The 19218-nt window shown below is 51.2% G+C and carries 21 protein-coding genes; 14 read left to right on the top strand and 7 right to left on the bottom strand.

The features are described from left to right. Window positions 1-318 precede the first annotated feature (318 nt). A complete protein-coding gene (locus tag BC792_RS12115) occupies window positions 319-834 on the top strand; it encodes an RNA polymerase sigma factor (RefSeq protein WP_148909279.1) in 516 nt (171 codons plus the stop codon). A gap of 12 nt (window positions 835-846) precedes the next feature. Beyond that, window positions 847-1962 carry a glycosyltransferase family 9 protein gene (locus tag BC792_RS12110; protein ID WP_148909278.1) on the top strand — a complete coding sequence of 372 codons (1116 nt, stop codon included), beginning with the start codon at window positions 847-849 and terminating at the stop codon, window positions 1960-1962. On the opposite strand, the gene BC792_RS12105 is transcribed toward BC792_RS12110, so the two are convergent. Then, window positions 1963-2628 carry an SRPBCC family protein gene (locus BC792_RS12105; RefSeq protein ID WP_148909277.1) on the bottom strand — a complete coding sequence of 222 codons (666 nt, stop codon included), beginning with the start codon at window positions 2626-2628 and terminating at the stop codon, window positions 1963-1965. Between the two features lie 288 nt (window positions 2629-2916). On the opposite strand from BC792_RS12105, the gene BC792_RS12100 reads away from it, so the two are divergent. Then, entirely contained in the window at window positions 2917-3342 is a 426-nt protein-coding gene (locus BC792_RS12100) for a hypothetical protein (protein WP_148909276.1), read from the top strand. Between the two features lie 135 nt (window positions 3343-3477). On the opposite strand, the gene BC792_RS12095 is transcribed toward BC792_RS12100, so the two are convergent. Further along, the gene (locus BC792_RS12095) at window positions 3478-5658 is read right to left on the bottom strand and encodes a mechanosensitive ion channel family protein (RefSeq protein WP_170250022.1); all 2181 of its coding nucleotides are present in this window, start codon (window positions 5656-5658) and stop codon (window positions 3478-3480) included. Window positions 5659-5906: 248 nt separating this feature from the next. On the opposite strand from BC792_RS12095, the gene BC792_RS12090 reads away from it, so the two are divergent. Continuing rightward, window positions 5907-6449 (top strand): DJ-1/PfpI family protein, encoded by a 543-nt coding sequence (locus BC792_RS12090; protein ID WP_148909274.1) that lies wholly within the window; start codon window positions 5907-5909, stop codon window positions 6447-6449. 15 nt (window positions 6450-6464) lie between these two features. Here BC792_RS12090 and BC792_RS12085 read toward each other — a convergent pair whose 3' ends face one another. Together BC792_RS12085 and BC792_RS12080 are read right to left on the bottom strand one after the other, a co-directional pair. After that, entirely contained in the window at window positions 6465-7046 is a 582-nt protein-coding gene (locus BC792_RS12085) for a GNAT family N-acetyltransferase (protein ID WP_246155023.1), read from the bottom strand. Window positions 7047-7073: 27 nt separating this feature from the next. After that, window positions 7074-7703 (bottom strand): hypothetical protein, encoded by a 630-nt coding sequence (locus BC792_RS12080; protein WP_148909273.1) that lies wholly within the window; start codon window positions 7701-7703, stop codon window positions 7074-7076. Window positions 7704-7822: 119 nt separating this feature from the next. On the opposite strand from BC792_RS12080, the gene BC792_RS12075 reads away from it, so the two are divergent. The 3 genes from BC792_RS12075 (at window position 7823) to BC792_RS12065 (ending at window position 9879) form a co-directional block, all read left to right on the top strand. Beyond that, entirely contained in the window at window positions 7823-8551 is a 729-nt protein-coding gene (locus BC792_RS12075; protein WP_170250021.1) for an SDR family oxidoreductase, read from the top strand. A gap of 246 nt (window positions 8552-8797) precedes the next feature. Next, window positions 8798-9121, top strand: a complete 324-nt coding sequence (locus tag BC792_RS12070) for a hypothetical protein (RefSeq protein ID WP_148909271.1) — start codon at window positions 8798-8800, stop codon at window positions 9119-9121. 296 nt (window positions 9122-9417) lie between these two features. Then, window positions 9418-9879 (top strand): hypothetical protein, encoded by a 462-nt coding sequence (locus BC792_RS12065; protein ID WP_148909270.1) that lies wholly within the window; start codon window positions 9418-9420, stop codon window positions 9877-9879. A gap of 222 nt (window positions 9880-10101) precedes the next feature. On the opposite strand, the gene BC792_RS12060 is transcribed toward BC792_RS12065, so the two are convergent. Next, complete coding sequence (locus BC792_RS12060) at window positions 10102-11625, bottom strand: SulP family inorganic anion transporter (protein WP_148909269.1); 1524 nt, start codon at window positions 11623-11625, stop codon at window positions 10102-10104. Between the two features lie 467 nt (window positions 11626-12092). Here BC792_RS12060 and BC792_RS12055 point away from each other — a divergent pair, with 467 nt between their 5' ends. The 3 genes from BC792_RS12055 (at window position 12093) to xth (ending at window position 14974) form a co-directional block, all read left to right on the top strand. Continuing rightward, window positions 12093-13334 carry a YaiO family outer membrane beta-barrel protein gene (locus BC792_RS12055; protein ID WP_148909268.1) on the top strand — a complete coding sequence of 414 codons (1242 nt, stop codon included), beginning with the start codon at window positions 12093-12095 and terminating at the stop codon, window positions 13332-13334. Window positions 13335-13441: 107 nt separating this feature from the next. Further along, on the top strand, window positions 13442-13918 hold the full coding sequence (locus BC792_RS12050; protein ID WP_148909267.1) for a hypothetical protein: 477 nt from the start codon (window positions 13442-13444) through the stop codon (window positions 13916-13918). 279 nt (window positions 13919-14197) lie between these two features. Next, on the top strand, window positions 14198-14974 hold the full coding sequence (gene xth / locus BC792_RS12045; protein ID WP_148909266.1) for an exodeoxyribonuclease III: 777 nt from the start codon (window positions 14198-14200) through the stop codon (window positions 14972-14974). 63 nt (window positions 14975-15037) lie between these two features. On the opposite strand, the gene BC792_RS12040 is transcribed toward xth, so the two are convergent. After that, a complete protein-coding gene (locus BC792_RS12040) occupies window positions 15038-15640 on the bottom strand; it encodes an FMN-dependent NADH-azoreductase (RefSeq protein ID WP_148909265.1) in 603 nt (200 codons plus the stop codon). Window positions 15641-15738: 98 nt separating this feature from the next. On the opposite strand from BC792_RS12040, the gene BC792_RS12035 reads away from it, so the two are divergent. From BC792_RS12035 to BC792_RS12020, 4 genes are all read left to right on the top strand, one after another. Continuing rightward, a complete protein-coding gene (locus BC792_RS12035; RefSeq protein WP_148909264.1) occupies window positions 15739-16077 on the top strand; it encodes a winged helix-turn-helix transcriptional regulator in 339 nt (112 codons plus the stop codon). Between the two features lie 167 nt (window positions 16078-16244). Further along, window positions 16245-16556 carry a hypothetical protein gene (locus tag BC792_RS12030; protein WP_148909263.1) on the top strand — a complete coding sequence of 104 codons (312 nt, stop codon included), beginning with the start codon at window positions 16245-16247 and terminating at the stop codon, window positions 16554-16556. A 20-nt stretch (window positions 16557-16576) separates the two neighbouring features. After that, complete coding sequence (locus BC792_RS12025; RefSeq protein WP_148909262.1) at window positions 16577-17047, top strand: NUDIX hydrolase; 471 nt, start codon at window positions 16577-16579, stop codon at window positions 17045-17047. 57 nt (window positions 17048-17104) lie between these two features. Next, on the top strand, window positions 17105-17311 hold the full coding sequence (locus BC792_RS12020) for a hypothetical protein (RefSeq protein ID WP_148909261.1): 207 nt from the start codon (window positions 17105-17107) through the stop codon (window positions 17309-17311). 22 nt (window positions 17312-17333) lie between these two features. Here BC792_RS12020 and BC792_RS12015 read toward each other — a convergent pair whose 3' ends face one another. Then, window positions 17334-19211: a PAS domain S-box protein gene (locus BC792_RS12015; protein ID WP_148909260.1), complete on the bottom strand. Its 1878-nt coding sequence runs from the start codon at window positions 19209-19211 to the stop codon at window positions 17334-17336. Between the last annotated feature and the right edge of the window lie 7 nt (window positions 19212-19218).

Below are 19218 nucleotides of genomic sequence, written 5' to 3'. Positions count from 1 at the left end.
CCTACGCGTAGGCTTTTACGGCAAACACCTACCGCGGCACGCCGTTCCGAATATTTTACACCGGATCCCCGTTATTTTTACGCTAAAAAGAAAAAACACCCTTTTTTGATTTCTAAGGATCGTGACTGTGAATATCCCCCGTTAAAAATCGTCGATTATACGCGTTCCATCCACATCTTTCCGAAATAAAAAAAACACGCTCACCCGTACTTTTAACATGTTTAAACACACACCCAGCAGCAGCGTCGAATTGCCGGCCACTTTGCATCGTTTTTGTTACCATAAGAGAACATCGACTACATAAAACATCAAAAAACTATGGAAAGCAAAGAATTAAACATCGAACTACTAAAAAATCAAAGCATTCTAAAGAATATAGCTTTCAAATTCACAAAAGACCCCGAAGAAATAGAAGAGTTGGTACAGGAGACGCTGGTCAGATCCATCAAATATCTCGACAAGTTCTTCAACAACCCTAAACTTGTGGCATGGTTGTACGTCATCATGAAAAATGTATACATCAACCACTATCGCCGCAACCAGAAACAAACGATCTATGAAAATTTTCAGAGCGCAGGATACCGGGAACTAGGCTGTTCTGAGCCATCTACACCGAATATGGTGGAGGGCAAGTTCGTCATGAACGACATCCAGGCCGCCCTGAAAAAGCTGCCGGCCGACTACTACGAACTTTTTGTCCGCTACATGGACGGTTACAAATACCGCGAATTGTCTGAACACTTCGGGATGCCCGAAGGTACCATCAAAACACGCATTCACTATACCCGTAAATTTTTACAGAAGCAGTTATCCGTTTACAAGAAATCTAATTGATCAGGATACTATATGGATCACTTACAAGTCTCCGACGTACGTAAGATCGCTGTTTTACGTACCAACCAAGGGGTAGGCGATCTGCTGGTATGCCTTCCTGCAATACGGTCGCTTAAGGCCGCTTATCCACACGCTGAAATTGTATGGCTGGGCCTGTCATGGCACGAACGGTTTCTCTGCGATAGGCCAACGGGAATAGACCGCCTTATTGAGGTTCCCCCATCGCTCCAGTTACGGAATCTCAATCAGAAAATGGACCGCGACGAGACAGCATTCTTCGAGGACCTGCGGCGGGAAGCGTTTGATATAGCAATCAATTTTCAAGCTGAGGAAGATCTCTCCTACTACATTCTGCAGCAGTTAAACGCACGCTGCATCATTGGACAGTCCATGAGCCTACGGCAATTATACGACCGGAGCATACCCTACACCTACTATCAGCACGAGATCATCCGCCACATCCACCTGGTGCGGCTCCTTGGGGCCAACGACATTACCCTCAGTCCGACGATCGAGCTACATAACTGGGAAAAAGAAGAAGCGGAGCGTCTGATCCTCGAACTAGCCATGGAAAAACCGTTTGTTCTCCTGCATCCGGGAGCCACCGATATGCGCCGTAGATGGCCCACTTCGAAATTTGCAACCGTAGCCGATGAGCTCATTGAAAAGGGCTTCGATATTCTTTTGGCAGGTGACGAACGCGACGCCCCGATTATCCAGGACGTTATACAGCAGATGAATGGAAAAGCATACGTGTTATACGATGGAATAGCGCTCGGTGTGCTCGCCGCGCTTCACACCCTGAGCCAGCTGGTCATTTCGAACGATACCGGTCCACTCCACCTGGCACGATCCGTAAGCTGCCCCACAATCGGCCTTTACTGGGCGCCTAACGTCATCAACTGGGGGCCGCTGAACCAAGACAGACACATTCAGCTTATATCCTGGGATCTCCCCTGCCCGTCCTGTGGTATAATACCCAACCGTCCGTATCCCTTCGAGCCGAAATCAGCACAATGCCAGCATCTTCACTCGTTCATCAGAACAATAGCCGTGGCCGACGTGCTGGATGCGGCCCACCGGCTCTTGTTTACAGCACGGCCCTATGTCAACCAGATCGGGTGTTAGCTAGGCGTACACCCGATATTCTAATGCCTTTTTTACGCGGTCAATATACCGTTCGACGCTACGCTGTACCACCGCATGAAAAGGCCGGACAAGCGCCACACCAAGCTTCCCCCCGGGTGGCGTGTAGCTGAATACAAAATCCAGCACCGTATGCTCCGGCAGCTCGCCCGGCGTCAGCTCCACCTTACCCGTGTTATAAAAGAGCGTGTCGTCCGCGGTACTCCATCCTAAAAACTCGCCGGCACGCTCTTTTACGATGAAAAGATCCCACGTGCATTCCACACCAAAGAACGAAACATATATGCGGCACCCGTCACTGCTTCCTCGCAGCGCTTCCACCTTTCTCACAAACGGTAGATGCTCTTTAATATGTTCGAAGTTCCGGAAAAAAGCGAAGACGGTCGCCGGAGGCTGCTGGATCAACGTTTCCACTTTACAGTTTAGCTGGCCGTGGTTCTCGTTCATACGCTTGAGCAGGTGTGCAAACGGAACCCTCCCCGTTGCCCCCACGAACAATAAAGCCGCCCCCGAAACAATGCGCAACGGTCCTACCGTACGGTTTTTTCTTGACGTCAGAAGCCACTGACCAGCGTATAGGGCCAGCATGCGGCCAAGTTCACGCTTCATGCTATCGTTTCTCTGTTCGATGATATTTTTTACTTTCATATATAATTAGTTGTCGTTGATATCTTCCGTTTGCCCGACGCGTTATTATCATGCACCTATCAAAATGAATATGCCGTATACGTCATTGCCGATGTCTATTAAGATAACATGACGTCCGTGTTTTGGATTGCTTTAACACCACATTTTACGTAAATACCGCATAAAAAGCGTGTTTTACCCCGCAGACACGACCACGCCGCAAAAAGCATCGACCGAAATACGGTAATTCCGGCTTCGTTGAACTTAGTCTGAAACCAGCTTGTTCATTAAGAAAAAAAAGGAGCGATTATGAAAAGACGAGCAAGTTTAATTCAAGGATATTACTATTTGTTGACAGGTATATGGCCGCTTCTACACATGCCTAGCTTTATGCAGGTTACGGGCGGCAAGCACGATATATGGCTGGTAAAGATGGTCGGACTGCTTTCGATAAGTATCGGGCTGGCCCTGATTATCAAACGCTACTCTTTCTTAGGATTCTGCGCGGCGCTCAGCTTTATCGGAATCGACCTGCATTACACGGCTAATGGAACCATTTCCAATGCCTACCTCGTCGATGCCGTCTTGCAACTGGCATTTGTCGGCGCGTTGATATGGGAAGCGTATCGCCGTTTCACATTTCTCGTTAACCGAAGGGCTAACAAACGCAGGCGGCCCGTCACAGACAACATCATCCCCGGTATAAGTAAGCCAATGGAACATGCCAACTGCTAAGGGGAAAGGTATAAAAGGTGGAGGTAAAGCCAACACTATTCTTGGTGCGAAGCAGATCGCACTAAGGACAGTGTGCCTTCTTGGACATCTTCTTTATAATCCAACGTAGGTTTCCAACCAGCCACGGCTTCGACGTCAGCTGGACGACACCTTCACCTGTCTTCCATCGAGCTCGCTCTTCAATGCTTCCAGGAACTGACTGCGGAAGCGCTCAATAAAGCGGACGTTCGTAATTCCCACCTGTATGGCGAGCACGTAGCCGTCGGCTGTAACATCCCGCGTGAATACTTTGATCGGAATAGAGCGGTCGACCTCGGAGAAACTCGTCAGCTTCCCCAAAACCAGCTGCTTCACCTCTTCGATAGGCATGCCCGAATCTACCGTAAGCTGCATATTCACGCGTATGTCAGCGTCAGAGAAAGTCCAGTTTACCAAACGCCCCGACAGCAGGTCTCCATTCGGAATGATGACCCGCGCGCCTTGGTCGGTCAACAGGGTGCTCGACCGTATACCGATCTGCATGACCTGCCCTTTTTTATCGGCGAGTTCAATATAGTCGCCCAATTTAAAGGGCTTCTCAAAAACCAGTATAATTCCCGAAACAAAGTTATTGATGATATTTTGCAGGCCAAGCCCTATCCCAACACTAAGTGCGCCGATGATCACCGTGAGCTTGTCGACGCCGAGTCCAAGGATACTTACGCCGATCAAAAAGCCCACAACGACAATAAGCAGCCGAAGTAACGGAAACAACGTCAGCCGCCGCCCTTGCTGTCCCTCGGCTGTGGGCCCGTCGACCAAGCGTTTTAAGTTCTGCTGCAGCCAATTTGCAGCCCAGACAACCAAGATCGCCAGCAGCAGGTTACCATACGTAAAGACAACTCCTCCAATCTTATGTTCCGACATCAACAATCTTTCCACCAGCCCCCCTGCCTCTCGCGTTAGATGTAGGTTGTTAAGAAAGACAATAACCACCAGCGACGCACAGACCAACCGGATCAGCCGGTCGAAGCTATCCAGCATGCGCGCCAGATCGAACCGTCTGATGGTGGCGTCAGTCGCCGATCTCCTATACTGGTGTTGCAGATCGTGCAACAACATGTCGCGAAAAGCGGCGAATGAAAGCGCCTGTAGCAAACCGATGCCCGCGGCCAGGCTCCACATCCGCGCAATATGGACATACCCCATCGCGCAGGTCGCTACGGCCAACAAATAACCGAAGAAAATGGCCCATCGCGCATAGCGATGTATGCGCCCTACAGGACCATCATGCAGCGTGTCCCGTCTCAGGTACCAAAGGAGCGCCGCACCCGAAGCATTAACCAACATAGCAAAACCGCGGCTCCACCACGTATCGGACAGCACCAAGTTTGCGGCAATCAGCACCAGATAAAAGAACAGTACCACAACCAGCTGCCGCCGCTTAACGACGGCCAGCTCCCGGTAGAGGATAATTAAAAAGAACACAAAAATCAGCAAATAACTTCCCTCTAGCACCAGCACGGGGACAGAAAAGGACGTCAGTGGCAATAAGACTAAAAACAACAGGAGACCTTTCAGGATAGGAATCCACAACGGCTCGTTCTCATGCATGCGAAGATCGCTGTCGCCGCCCTCCCGCTTACGCCCCAGCCGGTAAATCCAGTAGGTATACAAAAGGCTCAGCAGAATTAAGAACAGACGGTTGCTCCACGCCGGCAGGTCAAAGAAAGCTACCGACGACCCGTCCCTTCCCAGATTGGTCCGCACGGTCTTAACAACCCGCCGCGGTACCGGAATGCTGCCCGCCGCGACCGAATCTACACGTGCCGCTATCCGCTCTTCCCGTTGCCGCCTCGCTGTCTGCTCCAGATACACCAGCTCTCCCATCAGCCGCTGAAAGCCCCCCTCCAGCCGCGACAGGGTGTCGACGGCTCCGTTCACGAGCTGCCGTAGCGAATCGACAGCCAAAAAACCTGCAATGGTATCCGGAGGTGGAGATGTAGCCCGCCACATCGTCCTCGTAGCCTTAATCTCCTCTATATGCTGCGTAATCTGCTTCTTCGCGACGGCAAGCTGAGACAGCATACTGTCGAGCGCCGTCGTATCAGGAGTGCTCCGCTCCAGCACGCGTCTCCGCTTCGTGCTATCCAACACCGACGTAATATGGTTTAGAGACTGCTTCCATTCGGCCACTTTCGCCTCGCGCGTAGCCAACGACGCCATCAGTTCTGCCTGCAGGACCGAATCTCCCTCCTGCGCGGCCGCACACAACGGCCCAGATATAAGAAGACAGCTAAAGACTGATAGTATGGAAAACGTAACGAGGTATTTCATATTCACAAACATGGGTTGCTGTATTACAACGACATCATTGATCATTATTCGGTATCATATCATGGTCCCTCACATATGACGATGCAGATACCATAACTACAGAACGGCGCAGCACGCTGATGGTTTGCGCTGCCACAGCCCCAAGAGCGACATCCGGAAATACGACCTAAAAATGACAGACATCCAGAACAATTTGAGCCGATATGTGTCTTTTCAGAAGAAACAGTAAGCGTAACAAAAAATAAGATATGTTTCAGATAGCGATTTTATTATCCGATGGATTCGACGAATGGGCCGTGAAATACTCGAAACCTCTCTTCAAGAAAAAAGGATACACTTATCAGCTTATTTCCCCAAAAGAGGGGGAGTTCGTCCGGTCGTGGAACTACAAAGACTGGGGGCCGTCTTACGCCATCGACCAACACATTAACGAGACCGAGGTCGCCACATACGACGCCCTGATAATGCCCGGCGGCGCCCTCAGCGTGGATAACATACGCACAGACCGTTCCGTTCTTTCTTTTGTACAGAAGTTCATTGATCAGGACAGAGTTATCGGAACGCTGTGTCACGGCGTATGGCCCCTGCTGGAGCTTGGCTTCGTCAGGAGCAAACGCTTAACCACCGTTCCAACCATCCGTACAGATATCGTGAACGCAGGGGGCATCTGGGAAGATAAGCCCGCCGTCGTCGACGGTAACCTCGTCAGCAGCCGCACAAGCGAAGACCTTCCCGCGTTCCACGATGCATTGCAGCGCGTGCTCGAAAGCCGTCTTCAGGATGCAACCTAGGCTGCCGGCGACAGGCTATACCAGTACTTTTTCGTAGGCGCTCCGCGGCGCTCCGCGCATCATCACATCCCCGCAGTAGTGGTAACCTAATGCCTCGAAAACGTGCATCATCGCAGGATTGTCAAAATTCGTATCCGCCTTTATACTATTGATATTCCTGTCCCGCGCCAGGCCCTCGACTGCGCTAAGCATCTTTTTTGCGAGGCCTTGCCCGATATAACTATCCGAGATGGCGACACGGTGGACAACCAGAAAATCGCCTTCTGTGAGCCACGCACCTTCGATACGCGCATACGCGGGCTCGTCGTTCTGCAGCACGGCACAATAGCCGGCCACGTCCGTTCCAACGGCCAGCACATATCCTACTCCCTTCTTGATATCGTCGCAGACGACGTCCCGATTGGGATATCCATCCTGCCACTGCCTGCTGCCATCGGCCCTCCGCCTACGGATTGCCTGCTCCAGAATCTGCCAGATTGCATCTACCTCGCCCAGCGAAGCTTCTCTAAATGTATAATGCATGGCGTAAAAATAAGCATATTTTAACCGTCTTCGAAGGGGATCCGAAGACATTTTCGGCTGTCTTATGCGTAACATGCATTTTTTGTGCTGACGCTAGCATTTTTACTCAACGCGCTCGAAATCCGCAAGCTGAGTTCCGTCTACCCAGACGAAAGCCCTGTTTAACACCTGTTCAGGGAATACATGGTTTTCAATCTTCTCCGTATCCATACCCTCCGTCAGCAGTACGATATCGTCTTCAGCCACCTGCAACGCCGTGAATATAGCGTCCTCACCCTGATACCAGATATCCGAACGCAGGAGGTTCACCCCCTTCATGCGGAAGAAACGTTCTGCCTCATAGTTATTCAGCCGTAAAAGGTTTGCTAGCACAAGGTCGAACTGCTCCAGTTCCAACGGTGCTTCAACAGGAAACTTTTCCCGTAAGTAGGCTTCGTATAGGTCGCGGTCCGCCTGACGTAGCGCCTCATTGCGTATCAGCAACCGCTCCGGATTGAAGTCAAACCCGTACCGCTTCGCGTCGCTTTCGAAACCATACTTTTCATTGTACGTCTTTAGTCGTTCGGTCCATTCCATATACAAACAACAACGATACGAGGAAAACGTTTGCGAAGTTCTGCCGTCGGCGATCCGTATTCCTGCCGGCTCATCCGTATTGATACCTGTTAAACCGCGGATACCTTCAATTGAAAAACTTTCAACAGACAGGCCCGTTCTTCTTTCACACCGCATGCAACCACACGCTGGGTTCATGTACACAACGCTGTCGGCTTTGCGTGCCCCTTCGGTGGGATCAGCAAAGCAAGGCAGCACGGAAGAGTAACTATAAAATGCTTATAACGATGAATGAAATGACGAACAAAAAGGTACTCCTCACAGGAGGAACAGCAGGCATCGGCCGTGCTATTGCACTGCAACTGGTAAAAGAAGGATATGACGTGGTCATTATTGGCCGCAGCGCCGATAAAATGGAAGACGTATTGTCCGACAATCGACATGACAACCCCCGCGGGACGCTGGAAGGCATCCTCCTCGATCTTACCGACGAGGCGGCCGTCGAAGAAACGCTTAAAGCCTACTTCGAGAGCCATGGCTGTCCCGACGTATTGATCAACAACGCCGCCCTGGCCTACAACAGCGTTCTCGAAGAAAAAGAAGTAACCCTCGACTATCTCCTTAAGACCAACCTATGGGCATACATGTATCTGGCCGGCAAGGTCGGCGAGCGCATGATCGAAGAGGGAATCGAAGGTGACATCATCGACATAGGCTCTCTGAGCGCCGACACCCGCGAAAAGGACAGTTCGGCATACGTAGCTACCAAAGCCGGCATACAGGGTTTCACCGAGTCCTTCCGGAAAGAAGTCAATCCGCACAACATCCGCGTGTCGCTCATCGAGCCCGGTGCCGTAGGGAGCGACATGCAGCCCACATCTCCTGAAGAGGAAAGGGAGCTGCAAGCCAAACACGAAATGCTCAAAGCCGAGGACATCGCCGACGCCGTATTGTTTGTACTGCAGCAGCCACGGCGTAGCAACATTGTTGAGCTCCGTATAAAGCCCCTGCGTCAGTTTATCTAGCCGAGCGGTCTGGAGGTTAGCCCCTTAAAATAGAGCAGTCCCCGCCATCAGACAGGGCCCCGCTCCTTTTGGTAATCAATTCTCTTATCCATAGCACGCCGTGACATGCCTTTCGTTTTCAGAATTTTCACATTTCGGAAAACCAGATTCCGCGGCTGGCGTTACTCTGATGACAAACGGAGCATTCCGCAACTGTACTAGCAGTATAACAACGCAACATAAAACGAAAACTCATTATAACATACCATGATAGAAAAGCAAATATTGGAGAAACTAAAAGAAAACGGAGAAGTCATACACAACGACTACTTCGGAACGGTGCAGCTAAGCGAAGACCGCTACTTTGTCTACTGGGTACCCCAGGGATATATCGATGAGTTTAACGTCCAGGCCGACGACGATACCGTGAAGGTCGTAGTGAACGTTGCGACACGCCAGGATGGCGAAGTCAAGATACCCGAAAGCGTCTTAGACTATGTACCTACAGCGTATAAAAACGTTAAGGACAGAAAGCGGCTTCCCGAATTCGACGATCTAATTGCCAACCTAAAGGAAGAAAAGCAAGGATAAATCCCCGCCGCTACGGGTTATTTCCTAACCGGAGAGGATAATACCCGATCAGCTTCCGTAAACACCTGTTTTTGCCTACCTATACAACGGGACAGCCAAAAAATGCGTTCTTTTACCAAACAATGTAAATCGAACAGCTTGACTGGATTTATATGACGGATTTCTTAAAGTCTTTCAGCGCTGGGGCACATTGTTCCAGCATGGCGGGCAGTTTTGGGACAAACTACAGTAGCCCCCGCCGTAAAGACAACAGAAACGACAGCTAAATTCAAACAGGTGCTAAAATAAATTGTACAATGAAGATCAAAGAACGTATTCAAAAACTAGTGGACGTAAACAGTTATAGGATGGCTGTTTATCAGTGGGCGGTGGAAGCGTTGAACGAATACCAGGAAGTGCATTTGCGATATACTTTCCAGCAGTACGTCGCAGAGAGCCAGATGTTCATCAATCAGTTGCTGGCCCATGCGGCAGAAGACAACATGCGTCTAGAGCAGGGGCAACAGGCCAAGGTCGTTGCGATCAAGGCACCCGCGGGCCCCGCATATGTGAAAGGCGATACCTGCGCGATTCTCGAACGATGTATGGCGGGTGAGTCGACTTGCAAAGAAAAGTATCAGGAAGCGATTGATACGATCGAAGACGACCGGACGGCTGTGGCCCATGTTATCCGCCAGCAGGCGGAACTGCAATACATGGCTTACAATCACATGAAGACGCTCGTCGAATGCAACTCCTACCATACACAGGCGGGCTAACTCCACACAGAGGGGCGCAGAACGCACGGGCAAGGCATTAGCCATAATCAACTTACATAATACAGAATTACAACGCGACTCCCAAGGTGAATGCAACGCCTTGGGATTGTAGTTTTGTCTGTCCATACGGCCTTCCAGACGCCAAGCCCGGTGCGTTTGGTACCCTATGCGTCACGTTCTACGCGATTGAGAGCAAGCAGGTATTGATATAAAACACAGCAACTAACTGTCCGGCATAACCTTATAGGTAGGATCCTCAACAATATCAACCTGCACGACGCCCTCCGCATTTTTCAGCAGCAGCCGGCAATCCTCGCTCAGGTGCCGCAGCTGCATCTTCTTCCCGACGCTGGCGTATTTCTCCGTGATCTTGTTCAGCGCATCGATCGCCGACATATCCGCAACGCGGCTCTCCTTAAAGTCCACAATCACATGCGGCGGGTCGCCCGACACGTCAAACTTCTCCAAAAAAGCAGCTGTCGAACCGAAAAATAACGGTCCATAAATCTCGTAATACTTAGTTCCGTGCCCATCCACATACTTACGCGCACGTATGCGCTTAGCATTGTCCCACGCAAAGACCAAGGCCGCCACAATCACACCCACCAGTACTGCAAGGGCAAGGTTGTGTAATATAACCGTGATCGCTGCTACAAGGACCCCAACAAATATATCAGACTTCGGGAATTTATTAATGATCCGCAGGCTCACCCATTGGAAAGTCCCGATGGCCACCATCATCATCACGCCTACCAGTGCAGCCATGGGTATCTGTTCAATGAATGGCGCGCCCACCAGAATTACCGCCATAATGGCCACAGCTCCGATAAACGCCGACAGGCGCGTCCGCGCTCCTGCATTGAGGTTGACGAGCGTCTGCGCTACCATGGCGCAGCCTCCCATTCCCCCGAAAAAGCCGTTCACAACATTGGCCACCCCCTGCGCCATGGCCTCGCGGTTTGAGCGGCCCTTACTGTTCGTTATCTCATCCACCATATTCAGTGTCAGCAAAGACTCAATAAGTCCCACGCCTGCCATAACCAACGCATAAGGAAAGATAATCTCCAGCGTCTCCAGCGTCAGCGGCACCTGCGGTATATGAAAACGCGGCAGCGAACCGCTGACCGACGCAATGTCCAGCACCTTCTTCGTATCGATACCGAACGCCGTAACAACGCCGAAAACAACCAAGATAGCAACCAACGAGGCCGGAACCGCTTTGGTCAGCTTCGGGAAGCCGATAACAACGGCAACAGTGAGTAACGTGAGTGCAACCATGGTCAGCAAGGCGGTTCCCTCCATCCAGCCGCCTCCCGGCACTTTGAACTGTGCCACCTGCGCCATAAAGATGATAATAGCCAATCCATTCAAAAACCCATACATGACGGGCTGGGGAATAAGCCGCACAAACTTGCCGAGCTTGAAGATACCGACAAGCAGCTGCAACAGACCTGCCATCGCCACAGCGGCAAACAGGTACTCCACCCCATGAGCCGCGGCGAGTGCAATAAGCACCACCACCGTAGCACCCGCGCCCCCTGACACCATTCCCGGACGTCCCCCCAGCACCGCCGTCACGAGGCCCATCAAAAAAGCCGCATACAGACCGGTCAACGGCGACAGACCCGCCAGGATAGCGAAGGACAACGACTCGGGAATCATCGTCATGGCGACCGTTAAGCCCGCGAGGATCTCGTTTTTAAAATTTACTTTCGACGATCGTAGCACGTTTGCTGCTTTTTCCATACAAGAATAATTTATATACTGCTTTAATAAGACGTAAATGGACCATAAACGGCGGAGAACCCGAGGCAAGTGCAGGGCATCCCTCCGACACAGACGGAGCCGCCCGCTACGTAAACTGCCGTATGCTAGTGTGGTGCAGCCATGGAGATTATTTTTGCCAAAGGTAGACATTCAGCAAAAAAATACCAAACACCCTCAAAAAAAACCAGCCGCCTCCCTGTACACTCCGGCAGTACCATGCTTCTACCCCCGCGGCGCCCGCAGGAAGCGACCTACCCCGCGCAAAAACAGCGCGGTTCCCCCGAAACCGGGCCCATTCTGCCTATTCCGTTTTGCAGACAAACTTATTTTGCTATTTTTAGTTATTGAATGTAAATAATTGTCCATGCATGTATGCCGCAGTCATAACAGGCGCGGGCCCCATGAGCTGCCGGCACATGTCTTACGTTATAAATACGCTATCCGGAATGAAAAGAATCTTTTACCTCTTCTTGTGCCTTTCGCTATCTTCTACCCTGTCCTTTGGTCAGGAAACCGATCTGACGCCCGACGACCTTTTTCTACGGGCACGGCAGCAGGCTTTCGACGAAAAAGACTACCCACAAGCCATAAGACTCGCCAAACAGGCCCTGCAACAGGCGCCCGACTATATCGATGTCCGCATCTTCCTCGGACGGGTATATACATGGTCCGGACATATCGATTCCGCGCGGACCGTGTTCAAAGAACTCTCGCAGGCGAATGTAAAGGACGAGGATTTTTTCCTCGCCTATGCGTCCACGGAATATTGGAACAAGCAGCCCGACACGGCAGCAACGATCGTCGACAAAGGGCTTGCTCTCCTCCCTGCCTCCCAGGACCTCCTCTTGCTGAAAGCAAATATCAGCTATAGCAATAGTCAATATGAAGCAACTGAACAAGCTGTAAACAAGATCTTACAGATCAATCCAAAACATACCGAAGCCAGGGCACTATCCAAAAACATACAGGAATATCTAACCAGGAACGCTGTCGGACTAACCTACAACTTTGTGTACTTTGATAAGCAATTTGACGACAACTGGCACATTGTGGGGCTAAGCTACCGGCGGACCACACCGGTCGGGCCTGTTATCTTCCGCGCCAACTACGGCAATAAATTTGCGCAGAACGGCATGCAATTCGAGCTTGAAGCTTACCCGCGCCTCTCCAGGATGTTTTACCTCTATGTAGGCGGCAGCTACGCAGACAACCGGACCATCTTTCCAAAATACAGAACAGGCGTATCCCTATACGCGAACCTCCCCCAAAGCTTTGAGGCCGAGGTTGGCTACAGGCAGCTGCACTTCACCAACAGCATCTGGATGTACACCGCGTCGGTCGGCAAATACTACCAAAACTTTTGGTTTAATTTCAGAACGTATATTGCACCAAACCAAGAGGATATAGCACACTCTTATACCGCAACAGCCCGGTATTACACCAAAGGAATAAATGACTATGTCGGATTTGTCATCGGTACCGGACTAACGCCTGAAGAAAACAGAAACAACCTCCTGGACATCACGCCGTATAAACTCAAAACCTTCCGCGTGGGCGGCGAATACAATTTTTCCGTCAGGCGCACAAACATCATCTCCATCGCTACGACATACTATAATCAGGAATTCAGGCCCGGCGAAAAGGGAAACCAGCTCGACATTATACTGGGGTATGTCAAAGCATTTTAAGCCATTTCGGAGCCAACCGGCAAACCGCGCTATACAAAGCCGTGCAATTTGGAAAACCCTATCTCAACAAGATTGTTCCTTTATTGAACGATTAACAGACAAGTGTTATGGAAAACAAGGAGCAAAACAAAAATACTGAGCAGCCACCTATCCTCTCGAGCGAAGAGCTGGAACGGGAAGACATGCAAGGGGTAGACGATACCACAGCAGGCGATCTGCGGTATAACGAGGAAGAAGACAGTTTTGAGCTGGATCCCGTAACCGAAGCCGACGAATACGACCACCCGCTGCCATACGATACCGCTGCACCTCAGGGCGAAGACGACAACTCCACATACGACGAGGAGAACCCTTACACGCAAAATGAATACCAGGACACGCGTGCCGAAGTAGAAGCCGACCTCGACCTGCTGGGAACCGAGGCCGCAGACGAATCCGTACAGCTCGATGAGCTCGATGAACAGTTTGCCGAAGGAGCAGATGAGGATACCGAAGAGGGCGTAGACGAAGAAGGATATCCCTTGCGGGATGATGCCGATGGAGAGGACAACCCGATCACAGACGACCCTACACAGAGAACGTAAAGGATCAGCGACCTCACGACGGATTGCGCAAATCGGTCCCGACCCCGAAAAAAGTTAAGTTCCTCGCCCTTCAGCACGGCCTCGCCGCGCCGAAGGGCGAATGACTGCGTAATTTTCCAGTTCCCCGGGGCCTACCGAGCGGAGCAAGCAGGCCCGTACCCTCCGATTAAGCGCCCCCCGGCGTCGCAGCACAGTATAACCCTGCGCCTTAAAGTTGCCGGAAAATACCTATTTTTACAGTCAGTAGACAGACCTTTTTTTAGAACAAACCACGACATCATGAAAATTGCAACATATAATGTCAATGGCGTGAACGGCAGGCTGCCCGTCCTTCTGCGCTGGCTCAAAGAGGAACAGCCCGATGTCGTCTGCCTTCAGGAACTTAAAGCTCCGCAGGAGAAATTTCCAGAAGAGGCTATACGCGATGCCGGGTATTACGCTTTGTGGCACGGACAGAAAAGCTGGAATGGCGTCGCTATCTTAAGCCGCAAACAGGAAATAACCGAGGTGTCCCGCATACTGGCCGGCGACCAGGGTGATGTACAGAGCCGCTACCTGGAAGCCATCATCGACGGTATATCCGTCTGCTGCATTTATCTGCCGAACGGAAACCCTTACCCCGGACCTAAGTTTGATTACAAAATGGGCTGGATAGAGCGCTTCAAAAAACATACAGCGCAGCTGTTTAAGCAAGGCACACCCGCCATCGTTCTCGGCGATTTTAACATCATCCCCACCGAACGTGATGCCTATAAACCCGAAAAATGGGTCAACGACGCCCTGTTCCGCGTGGAAGTCCGGGCGGCTTTTGAAGAGATCATGGCCCAGGGGTGGACCGACGCACTGCGCACCTTATACCCTGACGAGACTATTTATACCTTTTGGGACTACTTCCGCAATGCCTATGGACGCGACGCAGGCCTACGTATAGACCACATCCTGCTAAGCCCCGAGCTGGCAGCGCGCCTGGCCGACGGCGGCGTACACCGACACGTACGGGGCTGGGAAAAGACCAGCGACCATGCGCCCGTCTGGATTACGCTGAAAGACGCCTGATACAAAAAAGCAGCAATCTGTACCGCTTGGAGTCAGATTGCTGCATCAACCGTTTTGAACGTACTAAAACGCAAACGCCTCGACCGTCTGTAAGGCTTTTGGCCATGCCACTTCACGGAGGTCCGGAAGCGACACACCTTCCACGCGGAAGGCCGTTATATCCGTCATCCCCATAAACCCTAACACGCTCCGAAGGTACCGTTCGGTAAAATCGAAATCCTGCAAGGCTCCTTCCGAATAAACACCACCTGAAGAAATAGCTAAGTAGATCTTCTTTCCCTTCACCAACCCTTCCGGCCCATTTTCGGTATAGCGGAACGTGACACCGGCCCGCGCGATATGGTCTATCCACGCTTTCAGGGTCGATGGGATCGAAAAGTTGTACATCGGCACGTCGATGACTATGCTATCTGCTTGAAACAACTCCCTGACCGCTTCCTCCGACAATTTCACGGTTTCCGCCATCTGCGCCGGACGCTGGTCCGCCGGCGTAAAAAATGCACGAAGAAGCTGTCCATCCAGGTGTGGAAGAGGACTGTCTGCCAGGTTTCTTACTAGTATGTCTGCATCCGCCTGTTCCTGCAGTCTGCGGACGATCGCCTCGCCAAGCTTGTGGCTCATTGACTGATTTCCATTAATGCTCGTTACTACGTGTAAAATCTGCATATCTCTAAATTTTTAAGTGACCAGTGCAAATTTCTGTACAATTACTATATATTTGTTATCTGTTACAAAAAGGATAGTACTTACAAAAAGAATAGTATATGCATACCGTAGAAAGCTGTCAGAAAGCAAAACTCGCCATACGCGATACGTTAGACGTTGTAGGCGGTAAATGGAAACTGGTATTGGTCTCCATTTTAAGAAGCGGGCCCAAGGGCTTCAATGAGCTGTCGCGCGAAGCCGGCGTCTCGCCCCGCATCTTATCCAAGGAATTGCAGGAACTGGAAATAAACGGATTGGTCAGCCGTACCGTATGCAACACCAAGCCGGTTACGGTACAATACGCCCTGACGCCGTATAGCGTCACGCTCGAAGAGGTATTGCTCGCCATGGAAAGATGGGGCGCGGAGCACCGCAGGAAGATTATCGCAGGCATGTAATGTCTGCTTCATCCCGCTTATGGGGATACCGGCTAGATAAATTGTCACAAAAATAATACAACCATAGTACCATTTTATTAACCTTAAAGATAAATATCAATAATTATTTCAATATTTTGTGTAATTTCTTTGTATAGTCGTATTTTTAAGTAGTAAACGACGCTCTTATGCGAAGAGAAGAATTAATACCATATGGCGAAGAGCTCTCTTCGAGACAATCGGCCGACGGATCGAGATCCGCTGTCTATACACTGGTAGCCTACGCCGATAATGTTGTTGGAGTGGGCCTCTTTTACCAGAACGAGGGCGAATGCGCCCTTGCGATCATCAGCGAAAGCGTCAACGATCGGACAATGCTGGGCAAAGTGTCGGACAGCTCGCCCATCGACAGCACAGACGTGCAGGAACTTCAGCGTCTCTTCAACCTCTACTTTCCGCCCAGCGGAACGAGGGTCAGGCAGTTCACTGGAAATCCTTAGCTGACCAGAAACAATGCCAGATGAAGACAAGTGCCGGAATTCTGCTTTATAAAACATTCCCCGATAAGGAAACACGCTATTTCCTCGTTCACCCCGGTGGTCCCTTCTGGAAAAATAAGGACGCGGGAGCGTGGTCCATACCCAAAGGCGAAGTACAGGCCGGCGAAGACGCGCTGATGCGCGCAACCACGGAGTTTAGAGAAGAGACCGGACAGCCGATTACAGGACCGTTCCTGCCCCTCACGCCCATACGCCAGAAAGGTGGCAAAACAGTATACGCCTGGGCCACTGAGGGAGAGGTTGACATGGACAGCCTGCATAGCAATACATTTACCCTGGAATGGCCTCCCCGATCCGGAAAGTTTATTTCGGTACCGGAAGTCGACCAATGGCGATGGTTTACGCTCGAGGAAGCCATAATCAGAATCAACCCGGCCCAGACGGCGCTATTGCATGAACTGCACGGGCTGCTGCAGAACCGCCTCTATTAATGTCGAACATTAATACCATGTTCATATTCAGGTAACATAGATTATCTATTTTGGGATATGCTAGTTACCGTACTCACCATCATTTCGGTCGCCGCCATCCTGGCAATTTTTAACATGGATTCTCCAAAAAAGGCCGTTCTTTTCCTGCTTTTAGTTTTCGCCATAAACGGCTTCGTCATGCTGTGCATTTATTATCCGGGCTATACGGCAGCCCTTGTGGCGGCCCTGATATTCGCAGGCATCAGTTTTGGCAGGTCCCGGTAGAAACCGGGAGCCCACACCGCCCTTACGAAGCCAGCTGCAGCTCGAACGAAAAGGTAGACCCCTCTCCCTCCCTGCTCTCTACTTCAATGGCACTTCCGTGGTAGCGGAGAATCTCCGCCACCAGGTACAACCCGATACCGAAACCGGCGATATTTCTCACTTTCTCATTCGTCACCCTATAAAAACGCTGAAACAGCTTCTTCTGGTCGACTTCGCTAATTCCAATACCTTCATCGCGTACAGCTATGCGCACCGCGCCGTCACGCAGCTCACACTCGATATGAATACTTCCTCCGCTAGGCGAGTATTTAATGGCATTGTTCACAAGGTTGATCAATACCTGTCCGATTTTGTCGCGGTCGCCAAACAGGCTGATCATGTTACATCCCGTAAGCGTAATCCGATGACGGGCACTCAGCAGCTGGGCGTCCTGCACAATTTCCTCCAGCAAAGGACAAAGGTCAAAACGTTCCTGCCGTAGTTCTATTTTTCCTTCTTCAATGCGTGCCAGGCTGAGGTAGTCCTGCACCATAAGGATCATCTTTTTGATATGTGCTTCCATCCGCGAGCCCATCTGCAGACCTGTCCTATCCTCATTTTTCCGCGCATTCTTCATCAGCAATTGCGTATACAGGAGAATAGACGTAAGCGGCGTCTTCATTTCGTGACTGACCATCGCGACGAAATCATTCTTCCGTTGCTCCTCCAGCTTCTTTTCGGTAATGTCACGGGCAATCTTGGAAGCGCCGATGATACGTCCCGCGGAATCCCTGATCGGCGATATGGTTAAAGAGACATCGATCAGCCGCCCGTCCTTCCGCTGCCGCTTCGTTTCAAAGTGCGCTATGTTTTCTCCAGCCCCTAGGCGCGATAGGATAAATGATTCCTCCTCCACCCGATCATCAGGGATGATTTTCACGATCGACTGGCCGACCATCTCCTCTTCCGTAAAACCAAATATATGCTGGGCGGCTGGGTTCCAGCTGGTCACGCAGCCCTGAAGGGTCTTGCCCACAATAGCATCGTTGGACGACTCGATGATGGCGACGAGGCGGGCATCTTTCTCATCGGCCATACGGGCGTCCGTCACGTCGAGCATGGTGCCAGCAAAGCGATCAGGACGGTTTTCGTCATCGACAAAAAGGGTGCCCTGTGTCCGCAGCCACCGAAGCTCACCATCGTCCAGGCGACGGAAGCGGTACGAAACGTCAAACTGGTTAGATGATGTGCCCTGCATCAGCCGGTTTACCTCGCTTTCCAGACGCGACCGGTCATCGGTGTGAACCTGTGCCAGAAACTCCTCGACAGAAATCGCTTCCAGCCCCGAAAGCCCCAAGATCCTTCGGCATTCGGTAGACAGGTACATCTCTCCCGTCTGCGTATCCCAATCCCATGTGCCCAGCTTAATCGCCTCGATAGCCTGCCGGAGTCTGGCCTCGCTTTCCTCCAATTTCCGCATCAGCTCGCTCCTTCTCTGCTCTTCCTCCACCATAGCCGTAATATCTTTGGTAAAACAGCGCGTATGCACAAACTCTCCATTCTCCCGCAGCACATTGGAGCTGATAAGCACATGACGGATCGTGCCGTCCTTATGCCGTAGCCTCGCCGGATAATTATTCAGCGTCTCGTTGTTCGTAAGGCGCGTAAGGATATCACCGATAACATCGGCGTCCGCATGATACGAGGCGATCGACGAACCGATATATTCGTCCGCCGTATAGCCCAACGCGTCAAGCTCAGCCTGATTCGCCCAAACAACAATACCGTTCTTGTCCACCCAGTGCAGGGGGATAGCTGCGTTCTCTATAAAATCCGTCAACTCCGTGACCCGCCGTCTCAGCTCGCTGTTTTCTTTCCTCAATTGGTTTAGTTCTTCCACTAGGTGTTCTCGCTCTTCCATCAATCGC

This window comes from Sphingobacterium allocomposti, assembly GCF_008124885.1.
Lineage (GTDB): Bacteria > Bacteroidota > Bacteroidia > Sphingobacteriales > Sphingobacteriaceae > Sphingobacterium > Sphingobacterium allocomposti.
Note: the sequence above shows the minus strand (reverse complement) of the source record. Positions and strands in the feature narration are given on the sequence as shown.

What these genes read in the sequence shown, in the direction of transcription:
- BC792_RS12115 (WP_148909279.1), top strand. Translation starts at nt 319, where the DNA reads ATGGAAAGCAAAGAATTAAACATCGAACTACTAAAAAATCAAAGCATT.
- BC792_RS12110 (WP_148909278.1), top strand. Translation starts at nt 847, where the DNA reads ATGGATCACTTACAAGTCTCCGACGTACGTAAGATCGCTGTTTTACGT.
- BC792_RS12105 (WP_148909277.1), bottom strand. Translation starts at nt 2,628, where the DNA reads ATGAAAGTAAAAAATATCATCGAACAGAGAAACGATAGCATGAAGCGT.
- BC792_RS12100 (WP_148909276.1), top strand. Translation starts at nt 2,917, where the DNA reads ATGAAAAGACGAGCAAGTTTAATTCAAGGATATTACTATTTGTTGACA.
- BC792_RS12095 (WP_170250022.1), bottom strand. Translation starts at nt 5,658, where the DNA reads ATGAAATACCTCGTTACGTTTTCCATACTATCAGTCTTTAGCTGTCTT.
- BC792_RS12090 (WP_148909274.1), top strand. Translation starts at nt 5,907, where the DNA reads ATGTTTCAGATAGCGATTTTATTATCCGATGGATTCGACGAATGGGCC.
- BC792_RS12085 (WP_246155023.1), bottom strand. Translation starts at nt 7,046, where the DNA reads ATGTTACGCATAAGACAGCCGAAAATGTCTTCGGATCCCCTTCGAAGA.
- BC792_RS12080 (WP_148909273.1), bottom strand. Translation starts at nt 7,703, where the DNA reads ATGCGGTGTGAAAGAAGAACGGGCCTGTCTGTTGAAAGTTTTTCAATT.
- BC792_RS12075 (WP_170250021.1), top strand. Translation starts at nt 7,823, where the DNA reads ATGACGAACAAAAAGGTACTCCTCACAGGAGGAACAGCAGGCATCGGC.
- BC792_RS12070 (WP_148909271.1), top strand. Translation starts at nt 8,798, where the DNA reads ATGATAGAAAAGCAAATATTGGAGAAACTAAAAGAAAACGGAGAAGTC.
- BC792_RS12065 (WP_148909270.1), top strand. Translation starts at nt 9,418, where the DNA reads ATGAAGATCAAAGAACGTATTCAAAAACTAGTGGACGTAAACAGTTAT.
- BC792_RS12060 (WP_148909269.1), bottom strand. Translation starts at nt 11,625, where the DNA reads ATGGAAAAAGCAGCAAACGTGCTACGATCGTCGAAAGTAAATTTTAAA.
- BC792_RS12055 (WP_148909268.1), top strand. Translation starts at nt 12,093, where the DNA reads ATGAAAAGAATCTTTTACCTCTTCTTGTGCCTTTCGCTATCTTCTACC.
- BC792_RS12050 (WP_148909267.1), top strand. Translation starts at nt 13,442, where the DNA reads ATGGAAAACAAGGAGCAAAACAAAAATACTGAGCAGCCACCTATCCTC.
- xth (WP_148909266.1), top strand. Translation starts at nt 14,198, where the DNA reads ATGAAAATTGCAACATATAATGTCAATGGCGTGAACGGCAGGCTGCCC.
- BC792_RS12040 (WP_148909265.1), bottom strand. Translation starts at nt 15,640, where the DNA reads ATGCAGATTTTACACGTAGTAACGAGCATTAATGGAAATCAGTCAATG.
- BC792_RS12035 (WP_148909264.1), top strand. Translation starts at nt 15,739, where the DNA reads ATGCATACCGTAGAAAGCTGTCAGAAAGCAAAACTCGCCATACGCGAT.
- BC792_RS12030 (WP_148909263.1), top strand. Translation starts at nt 16,245, where the DNA reads ATGCGAAGAGAAGAATTAATACCATATGGCGAAGAGCTCTCTTCGAGA.
- BC792_RS12025 (WP_148909262.1), top strand. Translation starts at nt 16,577, where the DNA reads ATGAAGACAAGTGCCGGAATTCTGCTTTATAAAACATTCCCCGATAAG.
- BC792_RS12020 (WP_148909261.1), top strand. Translation starts at nt 17,105, where the DNA reads ATGCTAGTTACCGTACTCACCATCATTTCGGTCGCCGCCATCCTGGCA.
- BC792_RS12015 (WP_148909260.1), bottom strand. Translation starts at nt 19,211, where the DNA reads ATGGAAGAGCGAGAACACCTAGTGGAAGAACTAAACCAATTGAGGAAA.